This window comes from Winogradskyella sp., from assembly GCF_045105575.1.
Taxonomy (GTDB): Bacteria; Bacteroidota; Bacteroidia; order Flavobacteriales; family Flavobacteriaceae; genus Winogradskyella.
In genome coordinates this window covers 1-15,480 of record NZ_JBGCDQ010000043.1, presented here as the reverse complement: position 1 = coordinate 15,480, position 15,480 = coordinate 1, and the positions used below count along the sequence as shown (strand labels likewise).

The window sequence follows — 15,480 nt, the reverse complement described above, 5'->3', positions numbered from 1 at the left end:
AGTTTAATCCGTTAAGCTTCCATATTCTGTCCATGAGCCATCATAGACAATTAAATTTGTTTTAAAATTACAAAGTGTCGCTGCTAAAGCTAAAATGCAAGCCGTAATGCCTGAGCCACAACTAAACACCAACGTCTTTTTTTCTTCTACTAAGTTACTAAAGATTCTGGATAATTCAACTACCGATTTTAATGTATGTCCTTCAAACAAATCCGGATAAGGTAAATTTTTTGAATTCGGAATCGTCCCACGTCGCAAACCCGCTTTAGGTTCATCTACTAAACATTGAAAACGCGCTTGAGAACGTGCGTCTATTATTAGGGTGTTTTCGTCTTTTAAAAATTGATTCACACCTTCAAAATTAGTCATTAAGTTGGTATGAAAATCGGCTTCAAAATCACCTTTAGTATAACTTTCATTCGTATAATTTTCAACTGGTAAATTATGCTGTTGCCACTCCGGTAAGCCACCATCTAAAACAGCTACATTCTTAAATCCAAACACTTTAAATAACCACCAAACTCTAGTACTAGAATAGATGCCTTTATCATCATATACAACAATCCACGATGCTTTATTGATGCCAAGGTTTTGAGCTTCTGTTTCAAATTGCGCTTTTGAAGGCAACGTGCTAGGAAAAGGTGCAGAAATATCACTGAATTTTTTCTTAATATCGAAAAATCTGGCGTTTGGTATTCTTATTGAAGCCTTATCAATTACCTTATTTATTGTGGCATCTAGAATAATTAAATTCGGATCATTCTGATTTTTATGCAGTTGATTTGCGGATATTATGTTATGGTGATTTTTCATTTTTGTTTATTCATCTGTTGGGACAAGTCGCGACTTGTCCGTACTAGGGATTTGTCCGTACATGCGTGGAGGTATCAATGCTTGCGAATTATTCCTATTTCACAGCATCATAATTATCATCCCATTCTTTTGCTTTAGGATGGTCATGTAGTTTCCCCAAAGATTTGGCTACAATCATGGATACTGTGGCATCACCAGTAACATTAACGACTGTTCTACACATGTCTAAAGGTCTATCTACTGCGAAAATCAAGGCCAATCCTATTGGTAATAATTCCTCTGGAAATCCTATAGATTCCAATACAATTACCAACATTACCATGCCTGCACTTGGTACTGCAGCACTACCTATAGATGCTAATAATGCCGTTAAAACTATCACTAATTGATTGGTAAATGTTAAGCCTTCTGGCCAAATCACTTGCATTATAAAAACTGCTGCAATACCTTGGTATAAACTTGTACCATCCATATTTACCGTTGCACCAACAGGAAGCACAAAACCTGAAACTTCTTTATCAACTCCAAGGTGTTCTTCTACCCTTTCCATAGTAACTGGTAACGTTGCAGCACTCGAACTTGTGGAAAACGCTAATAATTGAGCAGGACTCATTTTACTTAGAAACCATAATGGTGATTTTTTAGTAATGACCTTAACAAGTAACATATAAAACCCGATCATTAAAATTAAACCAGCAACAACGCACAATGCATATTGCACTAATTTGAGTAATATCTCAGTATCATCGAAAGCGATAATTACATTAGCCATTAATGCAAATACAGCATACGGAGCAAATAGCATAATTAAATCGACCATTTTCATAATCACTTCATTTAGCGAGTCGAAAATATCGATCATTGGTTTGGCTTTCCGTTCAGGAATTAGCAGCAAACAAATACCAACTAAAAGCGCAAAACAGATGACTTGAAGCATTTTAGCTTCACCCATTGCTTGAAAAATATTACTTGGAAAAATATCAACTAAAGCTTGTAACGGTCCTGCGTCCTTTTGAGCACTAGCCTTTGTTAGCTTATCGGTAACTCCTGCATCATTTTCGTATTTAAGCTTGATTTTTTCGATGGTTTCAGCTGGCATTCCAGCACCAGGTTTTACAATATTAACTATTGAAAGTCCAATAACGATAGCAATAACCGTAGTACCAATATAGATCGCTATAGTACGCAAACCCATACTTTTAATCTTCGAAATATCTTTTAAGTCTGAAATCCCTTTAATTAGGGACGCTAAAATTAAAGGCACCGCAATTAACTTAAGCAAATTGATAAAAATAGTACCAAAAGGAGCAATCCAATCGGTGACAAATTGTTGACCATTAAATGAATTCATGATAAATCCGAAAATAATTCCAAGAACCATTCCTATAATAATCTTCCAGTGTAATGCTAGTTTTTTCATGTTATGCTGAATTTATTTCCGTATCGATCCTTAATAAAACGGGATTTTTTTTAGTTAATATCTGGTATTAGTGATTAATAAATGACTTAACACTAAGGTTTTTAATTAAAACATAACTCAGTTTTAATAGTGTAATAATTTTCATAAAAGTAAGACCTTTCAGGTTTTAAAAACCTGAAAGGTCTGAAACATTCTAAATTACTAATTCTTTTAAAATTAGAACTTGTATTTTGATTACTTTCATTTATAAAACCTTTTACGAACTTCTTATTTCAATATCTAGTGTTAGTCTTTTTATGTTTTCGAATCTAATACTGCCAATTCTTTATTTTTTTAAAACATGATTTTTTTTAATCATTGTTATAAACATAAGCTTTGCAAGACCTCAAAGGTTTTAAAAACCTTTGAGGTCTTATTTAATAATATACATTTATTTTCCTGAGATTCCTGCCTGCGCAGGAATTATGCTACCACTCACGAGACTCCTGCCTGCGCAGCAGTGTGAAATCCGCAATTACCAAAGCAGCCATAGCCTCAACAATCGGCACAGCTCTTGGCACCACACAAGGATCATGTCTGCCTTTGCCTTGCATTTCCACAATATCTCCCGAACTATTTAAGGCATCTTGTTTTTGTATTACGGTCGCCACAGGTTTAAACGCCACTCTAAAATAAATATCCATACCGTTTGAAATGCCACCTTGAACTCCACCAGATAAATTGGTTTTTGTACTACCATCTTCGTTAAACAAATCATTATGCTCACTGCCTTTCATTCTGGCACCACAGAATCCGCTGCCATATTCAAAACCTTTTACAGCGTTTATAGAAAGCATGGCTTTTCCGAGTTCGGCATGTAGCTTATCGAAAACCGGTTCGCCTAATCCGACAGGCACATTTTGAATCACACAAGTAATCGTACCACCAATGGTGTCTCCCTGCTTTTTTATCTCCTGTATTTTAGTAATCATTTTTTCGGCAGTGGCTTCATCTGGACAACGAATTACGTTAGATTCGATTTTACTAAAATCTAAATCTTGATACGGTTTGTCTATAAAAATATCACCAACTGAAGACGTAAATGCATTAATTTTAATTGCATTCAACATCTGTTTTGCAATAGCACCAGCCACAACTCGCGAAGCAGTTTCACGCGCTGAACTACGACCTCCACCTCTATAATCTCTGACTCCGTATTTTTTATCGTAGGTGTAATCGGCATGACTTGGACGATACACATCTTTAATATGCGAGTAGTCTTTAGATTTTTGGTTGGTATTATGAATCACAAAACCAATCGGAGTTCCTGTCGTCAATCCTTCAAAAATACCAGAATAAAATTCAACCGTATCTGGCTCTTTACGCTGGGTTACAATTTTAGATTGTCCTGGTTTTCTGCGATTTAATTCATTTTGAATGGCGTCAAAATCGAGTTGTATTCCAGACGGACAACCATCAATTATACCACCAATTGCCGCTCCATGCGATTCACCAAACGTAGTTAGTTTAAATAATTTACCAAACGAATTTCCTGCCATCAACCTAATTTTATGCTAATGTAAATGTATTCTAAGAGAAACAAAAATTGTAATTCCATTTTATAAGCCTAAAATGAACGTTCTTCGAGATTATGGAATTTAAAATAGGGTTTTTATGACTATTGTTTACTTTTGTTTTCACACACATAATTAGTTTACGGTATGAAATCTTATATGTTACTTTTAATTTGTAGTCTTTTGATGGTTAGCTGTAGTTCGGATGATTCAGAAACTGACAATGGCATCATTTCTGGCGACTATTTTCCATCTAGCCTTGATGATTCTTGGACGTATAATGTAGAAAACAATAGCACCACTAATCCTGAATTCAACTTTATGGCAACAGATGTGGTTACTATCAATTCAGCAACAGGTAACACGTTTACACTTCAAGTTAATGATGATACTGCGCCTGCAAACGGCACCATGAATTCTATTTTTAGCACAGGCATATTCACAAAAACCAATTCAACATTAAATTATACTGGTGATTTATCAGCACTCGGAGCTTTAGATATCTTACCAGAGTCAGATATTGCCTTAACTGATTTTGTACTTTATGATCTCAATGCTGCTGCAAATACTGAGCTCTACAGCACTGAGGATAGTTTTACACAAGATTTAGATTTTGACGGACAAACACTTCCCATTACTACAGCTTACGACATCACTAATACACACGTCGCCAATTTAAATGAACTGACCGTAAACGATGTCACTTACACAAATGTAATACATACAGAAATTAGAGCTAATCTTGAAATAAGTACTGTAATTACCATCATAATCCCAATAACACAAGCTATCTTAGAATCGCAAGACGTCTTAATCTTAAATAATTATTACGCAGAAAATGTTGGTCTTATTAAATCGGATGCCAATCAAAGCTTTACGATAAGTCCTACCTTTCTCCCGTTTTTAAATGCTTCTGGTGCTGGAGGGGAATTTCCAACAAGTGCCTCTGTTGATAATATACAAGAGCTCGAAAGCTATATCGTTAGCGAAGATTAAGGTGTTCTAAATTTTATTTGAAGCGCAAAATATTACTATTTAAATAAGTGCATCTCTTAAAATAGAAATTGGGTGTTGTGCAATTCTGCCTGTACCATCTTTAATTTGATGTCTGCAGCTTGTTCCATTCGCTGAGATTATAGTATCGTTTGAAGCTTTTCTAACGGCAGGAAACAAGGTTTGCTCACCAATTTGCATACTAACTTCGTAGTGTTCTTTTTCATAACCAAAACTGCCTGCCATACCACAGCAGCCACTTGGAATAAGGGTCACTTTATAATTTTTTGGCAAATTGAGTAGGTTAAAACTCGATTTCTGATTAGACAAGGCTTTTTGATGGCAATGCCCATGAAATTTGATGGTTTTTGTTTCTTTCGTGAATTGTTCGGATGTAATATGGCCTAATTCAATTTCTTGTTGTAGAAATTCTTCAATTAAAAAGGTATGTTTAGCGATAGATTTTGCCGATGCTTTATCATCTGCTAACCGAATATATTCATCTTTAAAAGTTAATATTGCCGATGGTTCAATACCAATCAGAGGTGTGTTTTTAGTGACTAGATTTTTGAATTTTGAAACATTCTCATTCGCAACTTTTTTAGCAGGTTCAAGCAATCCTTTAGACAACATCGCTCGTCCAGATTCTGAATGCGCAATGAGATTTACTTTATAATTAAGTGCAGTTAAAAGCACAATAGCATCTACACCAATTTGCGTATCTAGATGATTGGTGAATTCGTCATTAAACACGCATACCTCCTTAATATAATTTTTTGTCACTAATTTATTTTCAATATTTTGAAATTCATCATATAAAGTCTTATTCGATATTAAAGGTAAGCTCCGTTCTTTAGCAATACCACCAATAGATTTTATAACTGAACTCGTGAATCCATTAGAAAACAAAAAATTGGTAAGCCTTGAAACACGACTCGCATATCCATTAATTTTATTGTTGTAAGCGAATAGTTTGGTTCTGAACGAAGTGCCATTTGCTTTCTGATATTGGTATTGAAATTCAGCTTTTAAGCTTGCCACATCGACACTGCTTGGACATTCACTTGCACAGGCTTTGCAACTGAGACATAAATCGAAAACATCTTTTAATTCTTTATGATTAAATTTATTGGCTTTGTCGCTTTTCGTTAAAAATTCACGCAGTGCATTTGCTCTTGCTCGTGTGGTATCTTTTTCATTTCTGGTGGCTCTGTAACTTGGACACATGGTACCACCAAACTCTGGTAATTTTCTACAATCACCAGAACCGTTGCACTTTTCAGCTTCTCGTAAAATACCCTCAGAACTAGAAAAATCGAGTAAAGTTTTAATTTTTGGTTCATCTCTATTCGCTTCGTAGCGCAAATTTTTATCCATCGGATAAGCATCTACTATCTTACCTGGATTAAAAATATGATGCGGATCAAAAGCTGATTTAATGCGTTTTAAGATTTGATAATTGGCATCACCAATCATCAGTGGTATAAACTCAGCTCGTACTATACCATCTCCATGCTCACCAGACATTGAACCGTTGTATGTCTTTACCAATTTAGCCACAGCTGTCGTGATTTCTCTAAAAAGTTGAACGTCTTCGGCTTGTTTTAAATCTAAAATTGGCCTAAGGTGCAACTCGCCTGCTCCTGCGTGTGCATAATAGACTGCGTTTTGGTTATAGGATTTCATCAAGGCTGTAAACTCAGCAATGTAGGCTTCTAAATCCTCTAGAGCTACGGCTGTATCTTCTATGCAAGCCACGGCTTTTTTATCTCCAATGATATTTCCGAGCAGTCCTAATCCGGCTTTTCTCAACTCTAAAGCTTTATGGATGTCGACGCCTTTTAAAACAGGATGTGCATAACTCAACGCTAATGTTTTTACCGTTTCTAAAAACGCATCAATTTGAGTTTGAAGTGCGTCTTGTGTATCGCCTTTAAGTTCACACATTAAAATGGCCACAGGATTACCTTCAATAAAAAATCGATTGGCTTGCTGTGTTTTGTTATGCTTCGTGAGGTTTAAAATGGAATCGTCCATCATTTCGCAGGTGTGCAAATTGTGTTGCATCAAAGGTAAAACGGACTTTAAACAGGTTTCAATACTTTCATAATGAAGCGCAACCATGGCACTTTCTGTAGCTGGTAAATCGTCTAATTGTAGCGTGATTTCTGTAGTGAATGCTAAGGTGCCTTCGCTTCCTGTTAGCAATTTGCAGATGTTTAGTTTTGAAGAGGATGAAGAAGAAGATGAAGTTGAAGATGAAGTTGAAAGTTCGTTTTTAGTCACTTCGACTTCGCTCAGTGACCGACGTTCAGTGACTGAGTATGAAGATGAAGGTGAAGGTGAAAAAACTTCGGATTTAATCAATTCATCAATCGCGTAACCTGTATTTCTTCTGTGAATGCTTGGTTTTGGAAAATTATCTTGTATTTGCTTTTGAACTTCTTCTGGTTTTAGTTCCTCTAATAAGGTTTTGTAAATAGTACCTTCAAGCGTGCATAATTCTAATTTATCTTGAAATTCATCAGCCGTTAAATTTGAAAACTCGACGTCACTTCCGTCGCTCAAAATGGTTTTCAGACTTAACACTTTATCTCGTGTCACACCATACTGAATGGATGTGGTGCCTGATGAATTATTACCAACCATACCTCCAATCATGCAACGATTAGATGTTGACGTATTGGGTCCAAAAAATAAACCGAAAGGTTTGAGGTAATTATTGAGTTCATCTCTCACCACACCAGGCTGAACCGTTACCGTTTTTTTAGTTTCATTGATGTCTAAAATTCGCGTAAAATATTTAGACACATCCACCACAATACCGTCACCTACGCATTGACCAGCCAAGGATGTTCCTGCTGTTCTGGGAATTAAAGAGGTTTGGTGGGTTGTTGCAAATTCAATTAATTGCTTAATATCATTTTTAGTTTTAGGCAAAGCGACAGCCAAAGGCAATTTTCGATAGACTGAAGCATCAGTCGCATAAATTTTTCGCATTAAATCATCAAAATGCAGCTCTCCTTCTAATTTAGATTTTAGAATTTCTAAGTCCTTAACATTTACATTTTGCATAAGTAAAAATCGAATTGCACTCAGTTACTGCCTTTAAGAAACAGAACTTATTTGCTAAAAGTAATATTTTAACCAAAGGTAATTTATCGAAATTTAAATTTCAGAATATATTAGAGTAAATTGTACTGCGAATTTTTCTGTAATTGAAACTAATGCTTTTCCTAACATCAATTACTACATATCTATGAAGATTTTAAAGGTCATTTCAAGACTAGAAAACCATTAAAATAAACACCTGCCATCAAACCTGCTTCTCACTCAAATATTTCCAATAGCGTTTTGGGATGTGCTGTGTATGAAGTTTCATGTTTTTACGTGATTTAATATTCGTTGCCTTAAAATAATCTTGCCACAACTTTTGAAACTCAAATTCTTGCGTAGCAAAAAATGAATCATCTGTTTTTGTAAAATCGAAATGTGTTGGAAAATCCATCTGCATCAATTCTACTTTTTCTAAATCGTAAAACAAGCCATATTTGCGTTTCATATCGTAAATCACCCATTTTTGGTCGGCATAACGTCTTTTAAAATGTTTTTCAATTAAAGGCAGTACATTAAAATCGGGTTCAATACTGGCAAAATAAATTCCGTCTTTTGTCAATCGAAACCTTACAAAAGCTTCCATTCTGTGTTTTTCTCGGCTTACAGACTTCGCAATTTGTGCTATTTTCAAAACAGAAGGATGTGTATAATCTTTATCTGCATTTTTAGCTTTTGAAAACGCATAGGTGATATAATCTAAAAGTAAGGCTTCTACTCCAACCTGTTCACTCAAAAACGCAAAATACAATTGGTAACTGCCTTTGGAAGATAATTTCGATTTTAAACCTGTCCAAACCCGATTCGCTTTTACATGATCTGTTATAACAGTTTCCGTTTCAGCGAATAAACCTTGTTGCACTACAAATTCATTTTGAATATTAACAACCTTCAACTTTTGTTCAAAAACATGGAATACTGCGGTAAGAAAACCATCAAAAGTCCCATCGTATATCAGTGTTTTGTTTTGCATTTAAACAAATAAGCTTAATTGGTTACTGAGCATTTTTTGATATTTACTCGTTGAATTCTGAAGGATTAAACCCTTTATCTTTTCAGGTGTTAAATCGCGCTTTTCGAACTGATTGCTATCGCAAACCATAAAATATTTGGCTCTGTTGAGTGCCACACCTATTTTTTTAAGATGTTCCCAATTCAATTTTCTAAAACGTCTGGCATTCAAAATTTTGTAAACCGATTTCATCCCTAAACCTGGAATTCTGGCTAACATGCGTTTATCTGCAACATTAACGTCTACAGGAAATTGGTGCAGATTTCGCAATGCCCAACTTAGTTTTGGGTCGATGTCTAAATCTAAATTCTGATGCTGTTGGTTCACAATTTCACTAACATCAAAACCATAAAAGCGCATGAGCCAGTCGGTTTGGTACAATCTATTTTCGCGCAGCATTGGCACTGCACTTCCTATTTGTGGCAAACGATTATCGTAGCTAATAGGCACATAACCTGAGTAATATACACGCTTTAGATTATAATTTTTGTAGAACTGATTAGAGGTTTGCATGATTTGAAAATCATTTTCACCACTGGCACCAATTATCATTTGTGTACTCTGGCCAGCAGGAGCAAATTTTGGTGTGCTTTTAATAATTTTCTTTTCAGCATTGTACTGAATGATCTCATTTTTCACCTTAAGCATCGGTTTTATAAAATCTTCACGCTTTTTGTCTGGTGCCAGTTTTTTGAGTCCGGCTTCGGTCGGAATTTCAATATTAACGCTTAATCGGTCTGCGTACAATCCGGCTTCACGCATGAGTTCATCTGAAGCTCCAGGAATGGATTTCAAATGAATATACCCATTAAAATTTTCTTCTAAGCGCAATTTTTTCGCGACAGCTACTAAACGTTCCATGGTATAATCAGCACTTTTAAAAATACCTGAACTGAGAAATAAGCCTTCAATATAATTTCTACGGTAAAAATTAATGGTTAAGTCCACCACTTCTTGCACTTTAAAAGCCGCACGTTTGACATCGTTACTTTTTCGGGTGACGCAATAGGCACAATCAAAAATGCAATGATTGGTCAGTAAAATTTTGAGTAGCGACACACAGCGACCATCTTCGGTATACGAATGGCAAATTCCCATGCCTGTAGCATCACCCAAACCTTTATTAGTGTTGGCACGTTTGCTTCCGCTAGACGAACAAGACACATCGTATTTGGCTGCGTCTGCAAGTATTTTCAGTTTTTCTTGGGTGCGTAAAAAGGACAAATGCTTGGGTCTATTTTTAGTTTGAATCTTAGGATTCAAAAATACTACATATAAAGGCTTTTTATTGCTTCTATTTGTAGTAATAAGGTTATTTCATGCTAATTCCGACAAAAATTCAATCTCATAAAATTTTGATAAAACTTAAGAGGGATGTTCATTTTGATAAAGCCAAGCTGATAAAATTTACTTAAATTTGTGATTCAAAAATTGACTATTAACTAAAAAAGATATCTGCTTTCGCAGGTGATAATACATGAAAGACACAGCCTTATCCTCAACACACATAGCACTTGGAGCTAAAATGGTTCCTTTTGCTGGTTTCAATATGCCTGTTCAATACGAAGGCGTCAATGCAGAACATGACACAGTGCGCAAAGCTGTTGGTGTTTTTGATGTCTCTCATATGGGTGAATTTTTAATTGAAGGGCCAAATGCTTTAGATTTAATTCAGAAAGTTTCTAGTAATGATGCGTCTAAGTTAGAAGTTGGAAAAGCGCAGTACAGCTGCTTACCGAATGATGATGGTGGTATTGTGGATGATTTAATTACCTATAAAATTAAGGACGATGCATATTTAATGGTGGTGAATGCCAGTAATATTGAAAAAGATTGGAATTGGATTACGTCTAAAAACGACGTTGGTGCTACGATGCGCGATTTAAGCGACGATTATTCCTTATTAGCCATACAAGGTCCCAAAGCTATTGAAGCGATGCAGTCGCTGTCTAGTCATGATTTGGCAGACATAAAATTCTACAATTTTGTGGTTGGAGATTTCGCAGGAATAGACAATGTAATTATCTCTGCAACTGGCTATACAGGTAGTGGAGGTTTTGAAATTTATTGTAAAAATTCTGAAGTGAAACAAATTTGGGATAAAGTATTTGAAGCTGGTGCCGATTTTGGCATTAAACCTATCGGCTTGGCTGCAAGAGATACCTTGCGTTTAGAAATGGGTTACTGTTTATATGGTAATGATATTGATGATACCACATCACCAATTGAAGCAGGTTTAGGTTGGGTTTGTAAATTCAATAAAGAATTCACAAATAGCGAAGCCTTAAAAGCTGAAAAAGAACGCACACCTGAGCGTAAATTAGTTGCTTTTAAATTAGACGAACGTGGTATTCCTCGCCATGGTTACGATATTGTAGATGGTAACGGCAAAACGATTGGTAATGTAACCTCCGGAACTATGAGCCCTAGTTTGGGTATTGGTATTGGCATGGGTTATGTTCCAACCCTATTTTCTAAAGTCGATAGCAACATACATATTCAGGTTAGGAAAAAAGCAATACCTGCAACCGTTATAAAACCACCATTTTATAAAGGGTAATTTTTTTGAATGCTGAAGATGGATTAATGAAGAAGAATTTAGAGTACAAACATCGCATCCTTATACTTGGTGCCAGCGGTTATATTGGTAATGCCATTTATAAAGAATTAGGACCTTATTTTAGAACATTTGGAACTTATCGTACTCCCAAAAAAGAATTTGAAAAAAACAAACAATTTTTTCATTATACGGTTGAAGAAGATGATGTTTACGAGATTTTAGAAGCCTGTAAACCAACAGTAATTATTTCTGCACTTCGTGGAGATTTTAACGCTCAGGTGATTGCGCATCAACATATTGCGGAATATGTAATGGCTTCGGGTTGTAAAATTATCTTTTTATCCTCTGCCAATGTTTTTGATGCCTACAGTAAATATCCAAGCTATGAGTTAGACAAAACGTTGAGCCATAGTATTTATGGTCATTTCAAAATTAAAATTGAAAACTTGTTGTTACGCTTACCCAAAAAACAAGTGGCCATTGTGAGATTACCTATGATTTTTGGTGCTGGTTGTCCAAGAATTCACGAAATAAAAGAGACGATAAAAGTGGCTGCGTCGGTTGAAGTTTTTCCGAATTTAATTATGAATGTCACGCTCGATAAAAAACTCACACAACAAATCCATTACATCGTCAACCGCAATAAACATGGAGTGTTTCACTTAGGAAGTACCGATTTGGTACATCATGATGAATTTGTAGAACGCATATTAACACTCATCACACAGAAAAAAGTGATTATTAAACAGGTGTTTACCACAAACGAAGATCGGTATTTAGCCGTATTGCCTAAGTTTAATAAATTGCCGAAACATCTTGAAATTACTAGTGAGATGGTTTTGGATGAGCTTTCGAAGTAATGAAGACGAAGATGAAGGTGAAGACGATTTGAAGATGAAGACGAAGGTGAAGACGAAGGTGATGTTGAAGACGAAGACGAAGATGATGTTGAAGATGAAGGTGACGACGTTCCTTTAGCTTTTGGGATTAAAATTGAAAAATGAAAAAAGACATCCTTTTTGGTTGTTGTAGCCATTGAATTTTTATAATTTTAAATGCATAAAATCACATATTATGAAATTAGATAAAGACACGATAGAAAAAAAATTGGTACAATTTCCAGATTGGGATTATTTTGATGATGCCATTCATGCGGAATTTGAATTTGATAATTTTAAAGATTGCTTTAGTGCAATGAGCCGTATTGCTTTTGAATGTGAAGCGCAACATCATCATCCTAATTGGAGTAACGTTTATAATGTGCTAAAAATTTCGCTATCCACACATGATGCTGGTGGAGTTACTGAAAAAGATTTTAAATTGGCTAATGCTATAGAAGCTATTGTGGAGGTTGAGGAGTAGAAAAGCCCCTTTGTCCTGCGGACACTTCCCCAAAAGGGAAAGTTGTTAGTACTCATAATAATTAATTGGATAAATTTTACAGCATTATAAATCACTTTTGAATCATTCTACATCTGTCATAAATCAAACCACTTTAGTATTAATACACAAATTCATTAATAATTTGCTTCAAGGGTACTTCAACCCTTTCAATAATTTATTAAATTTGTTCAGCCTAAAAAGCGATACACTTTAAACACTTTAAGTATTACATAATTACAAACAACTCTAAACTATGGGAAGAGCTTTCGAATTTAGAAAAGCAAGAAAAATGAAACGTTGGTCTGCTATGAGCAAAGCCTTTACTCGTATTGGTAAGGATATTGTTATGGCTGTTAAGGAAGGTGGTCCAGATCCTGATAGTAATTCGCGTTTAAGAGCTGTTATTCAAAATGCGAAGGCTGTAAACATGCCTAAAGATAATGTAGAGCGTGCCATTAAAAAAGCGACTAACAAAAATCAAGGAGATTACAAAGAAGTGATTTTTGAAGGTTATGCGCAACACGGTATTGCGGTTTTGGTAGAAACAGCGACTGATAACAACACACGTACGGTTGCCAATGTGCGCAGTTATTTTAATAAAACGGATGGTAGTTTAGGCACATCTGGTTCGGTGGTTTTTATGTTTGATCATACCTGTAATTTTAAGATTAAAGGTGATGATTTGGATCCTGAAGAGTTAGAATTAGAGTTTATCGATTTTGGTGCTGAAGAAGTATTTGAAGATACAGACGAAGATGAAGACGGCAATGCACAAAATTGTATTATGATTTATGCACCATTTGAGAGTTTTGGTGCCATACAAGCCGAATTAGAACAGCGAGGTATTGAAATTTTATCCTCTGGTTTTGAACGCATTCCGCAAGTGACCAAAAAGATTTCCGCAGAACAAGCTGAGGATGTAGAAAAGCTTTTAGAAAAGTTAGAAGAGGATGATGATGTGCAGAATGTGTACCATACAATGGAAGAACTTTCGGAATAATCCTTAGCATGCATTCATATAAATGACATGTTAATTTTTAACTACAAAATGTAGTAACTGATAAAAATCTTATGTTTTTTTATGTTTTTGATATAATTTAGAGTTATTAATCCATAAATAAATGTCTGGTACAGCTATCATTACATTGTCTCATCTCTTTCATAAAAGTACAAATCAAATAGCAATTGGTTTTACATATTCTGAAAACACAAAAAGAGTTGTCTTAGCTATTGAAGGAGTCAAATGGTCTAAAACCAAAAGCACTTTTTATATACTTTATACAAAAGATTCGGTTAATACACTGTTTAATTATTTTAAAGACCTTGGCTTTTATGTTGATTACAGTAAGCTTTCAAACCGAACAAAAAAGAAATACCAACCTGTAAAAAAGTTAAAATCAGGTTTAAGCATGGCACAAATGTATGCTGCCCTACCATTAAACGCTAAAGAATATTTAAAAGCCTATACTGGTTTTTTAAAAGGTAAACGCCTTAGCACAAGTACCATAAGATCTTATGGCTACTTTGTGTTACGATTTTTGGATTTTCACAAACCAAAATCTACAGAAACGATGACTAAGAAAGACCTAGATCACTTTTTTGAAGTTGTTTTAGCTGGTGAAAATTTCAGTATTAGCAGCCACAGGCAGAGTGTTAGCGCCTTAAAATATTTTATTTCCTTTTTACAATTACCAGAATTTAATACAGAAAGTTTAACACGACCAAAAAAGAGTAAGAAACTACCTGTTGTACTGTCGCGAGAAGAAGTCATTGCACTTCTTCAGGTTACTAAAAACCTTAAACATAGAACGATTATCGGACTCTTATATTCTTGTGGTCTCAGAATAGGTGAATTATTACAACTACAGATAAGTGCGTTAGATTTTGACAGAAACGCTTTAAGGGTACACCAAAGTAAAGGTCGTAAAGATCGCAGTGTTGTAATGAGCGAAGTATTAAAACCTTTAATGTTAAACTACCTAAACACCTACAAACCAGAGCGTTTTGTAATAGAAGGTCGCGATGGTGGTCCTTATTCCGCCACTGGTATCAGGCAATTTCTAAAAAAGAGCTGTGGATTAGCAGGAATCAAAAAGCAAGTCACACCTCATGTATTGCGACATAGTTATGCTACTCATTTAATGGAAAACGGTGTTGATTTACGACATATACAATTATTATTAGGACACGCCAAACCTGAGACAACGATGATTTACACGCATGTGGCACATAAAGATCTTATGCAAATTATTAGTCCGTTAGACACTACAGTTGAGGCGTTAACAAAATCCAAAAAACAACAAGAAGAAGTTTTGTTATCCCGAAATTATTACCCGTAAACTGTTATATTTGTTTTTATATAACCAGTTGTAGCCAATTGCCGAAAAAAGCCTAATATGGAACATAAAATATTACCAGTAGAAGCAATTCAAGAAAGAGATGTTGATTTGATACTTTTGGAAGAATTAACAACTGATAATACTTTTTGTGAATGGTTAATTAATGAAATGGAGTTTCCAAAACTAACGGAAAACAATGGGACTTGGAGAAGTGTTACAGATTTCGGATTAGGAGAAACGGATATTTTATTTTGTTACACATCTGAGAACAAAAAAATCTATATTTTAATAGA

Annotated in this window: 14 protein-coding genes; 8 read left to right on the top strand and 6 right to left on the bottom strand. The window is 35.1% G+C overall.

The window, feature by feature from the left end:
* Positions 1 to 3 precede the first annotated feature (3 nt).
* The 3 genes from AB8B52_RS10765 to aroC all read right to left on the bottom strand — a co-directional run bounded on the left by AB8B52_RS10765 (position 4) and on the right by aroC (position 3,771).
* Complete coding sequence (locus AB8B52_RS10765; RefSeq protein ID WP_406027954.1) at positions 4 to 813, bottom strand: sulfurtransferase; 810 nt, start codon at positions 811 to 813, stop codon at positions 4 to 6.
* A 94-nt stretch (positions 814 to 907) separates the two neighbouring features.
* Entirely contained in the window at positions 908 to 2,233 is a 1,326-nt protein-coding gene (locus AB8B52_RS10760; protein WP_406027952.1) for a dicarboxylate/amino acid:cation symporter, read from the bottom strand.
* A 467-nt stretch (positions 2,234 to 2,700) separates the two neighbouring features.
* Positions 2,701 to 3,771 (bottom strand): chorismate synthase, encoded by a 1,071-nt coding sequence (gene aroC / locus AB8B52_RS10755; protein WP_406027950.1) that lies wholly within the window; start codon positions 3,769 to 3,771, stop codon positions 2,701 to 2,703.
* Positions 3,772 to 3,933: 162 nt separating this feature from the next.
* Here aroC and AB8B52_RS10750 point away from each other — a divergent pair, with 162 nt between their 5' ends.
* Positions 3,934 to 4,782: a hypothetical protein gene (locus AB8B52_RS10750; RefSeq protein WP_406027948.1), complete on the top strand. Its 849-nt coding sequence runs from the start codon at positions 3,934 to 3,936 to the stop codon at positions 4,780 to 4,782.
* Positions 4,783 to 4,821: 39 nt separating this feature from the next.
* Here AB8B52_RS10750 and AB8B52_RS10745 read toward each other — a convergent pair whose 3' ends face one another.
* The 3 genes from AB8B52_RS10745 to AB8B52_RS10735 all read right to left on the bottom strand — a co-directional run bounded on the left by AB8B52_RS10745 (position 4,822) and on the right by AB8B52_RS10735 (position 10,129).
* Complete coding sequence (locus AB8B52_RS10745; protein ID WP_406027946.1) at positions 4,822 to 7,854, bottom strand: FAD-binding and (Fe-S)-binding domain-containing protein; 3,033 nt, start codon at positions 7,852 to 7,854, stop codon at positions 4,822 to 4,824.
* 241 nt (positions 7,855 to 8,095) lie between these two features.
* On the bottom strand, positions 8,096 to 8,866 hold the full coding sequence (locus AB8B52_RS10740; protein WP_406027945.1) for a TIGR03915 family putative DNA repair protein: 771 nt from the start codon (positions 8,864 to 8,866) through the stop codon (positions 8,096 to 8,098).
* Entirely contained in the window at positions 8,867 to 10,129 is a 1,263-nt protein-coding gene (locus tag AB8B52_RS10735; protein WP_406027943.1) for a putative DNA modification/repair radical SAM protein, read from the bottom strand.
* A gap of 253 nt (positions 10,130 to 10,382) precedes the next feature.
* Here AB8B52_RS10735 and gcvT point away from each other — a divergent pair, with 253 nt between their 5' ends.
* The 7 genes from gcvT to AB8B52_RS10700 form a co-directional block, all read left to right on the top strand.
* Positions 10,383 to 11,465: a glycine cleavage system aminomethyltransferase GcvT gene (gcvT, locus tag AB8B52_RS10730; protein WP_406027941.1), complete on the top strand. Its 1,083-nt coding sequence runs from the start codon at positions 10,383 to 10,385 to the stop codon at positions 11,463 to 11,465.
* A 26-nt stretch (positions 11,466 to 11,491) separates the two neighbouring features.
* Positions 11,492 to 12,325, top strand: a complete 834-nt coding sequence (locus AB8B52_RS10725) for a sugar nucleotide-binding protein (RefSeq protein WP_406027939.1) — start codon at positions 11,492 to 11,494, stop codon at positions 12,323 to 12,325.
* Positions 12,309 to 12,443 (top strand): hypothetical protein, encoded by a 135-nt coding sequence (locus AB8B52_RS10720; RefSeq protein WP_406027937.1) that lies wholly within the window; start codon positions 12,309 to 12,311, stop codon positions 12,441 to 12,443. Before AB8B52_RS10725 ends, AB8B52_RS10720 begins: the two co-directional genes overlap by 17 nt.
* Before the next feature lie 96 nt (positions 12,444 to 12,539).
* Positions 12,540 to 12,827: a 4a-hydroxytetrahydrobiopterin dehydratase gene (locus AB8B52_RS10715; protein WP_406027935.1), complete on the top strand. Its 288-nt coding sequence runs from the start codon at positions 12,540 to 12,542 to the stop codon at positions 12,825 to 12,827.
* 274 nt (positions 12,828 to 13,101) lie between these two features.
* Complete coding sequence (locus AB8B52_RS10710; protein WP_406027933.1) at positions 13,102 to 13,848, top strand: YebC/PmpR family DNA-binding transcriptional regulator; 747 nt, start codon at positions 13,102 to 13,104, stop codon at positions 13,846 to 13,848.
* Between the two features lie 121 nt (positions 13,849 to 13,969).
* The gene (locus AB8B52_RS10705) at positions 13,970 to 15,187 is read left to right on the top strand and encodes a tyrosine-type recombinase/integrase (protein ID WP_406027931.1); all 1,218 of its coding nucleotides are present in this window, start codon (positions 13,970 to 13,972) and stop codon (positions 15,185 to 15,187) included.
* A 57-nt stretch (positions 15,188 to 15,244) separates the two neighbouring features.
* On the top strand, positions 15,245 to 15,480 hold a 236-nt coding region (locus AB8B52_RS10700), incomplete at its 3' end, for a hypothetical protein (protein WP_406027929.1).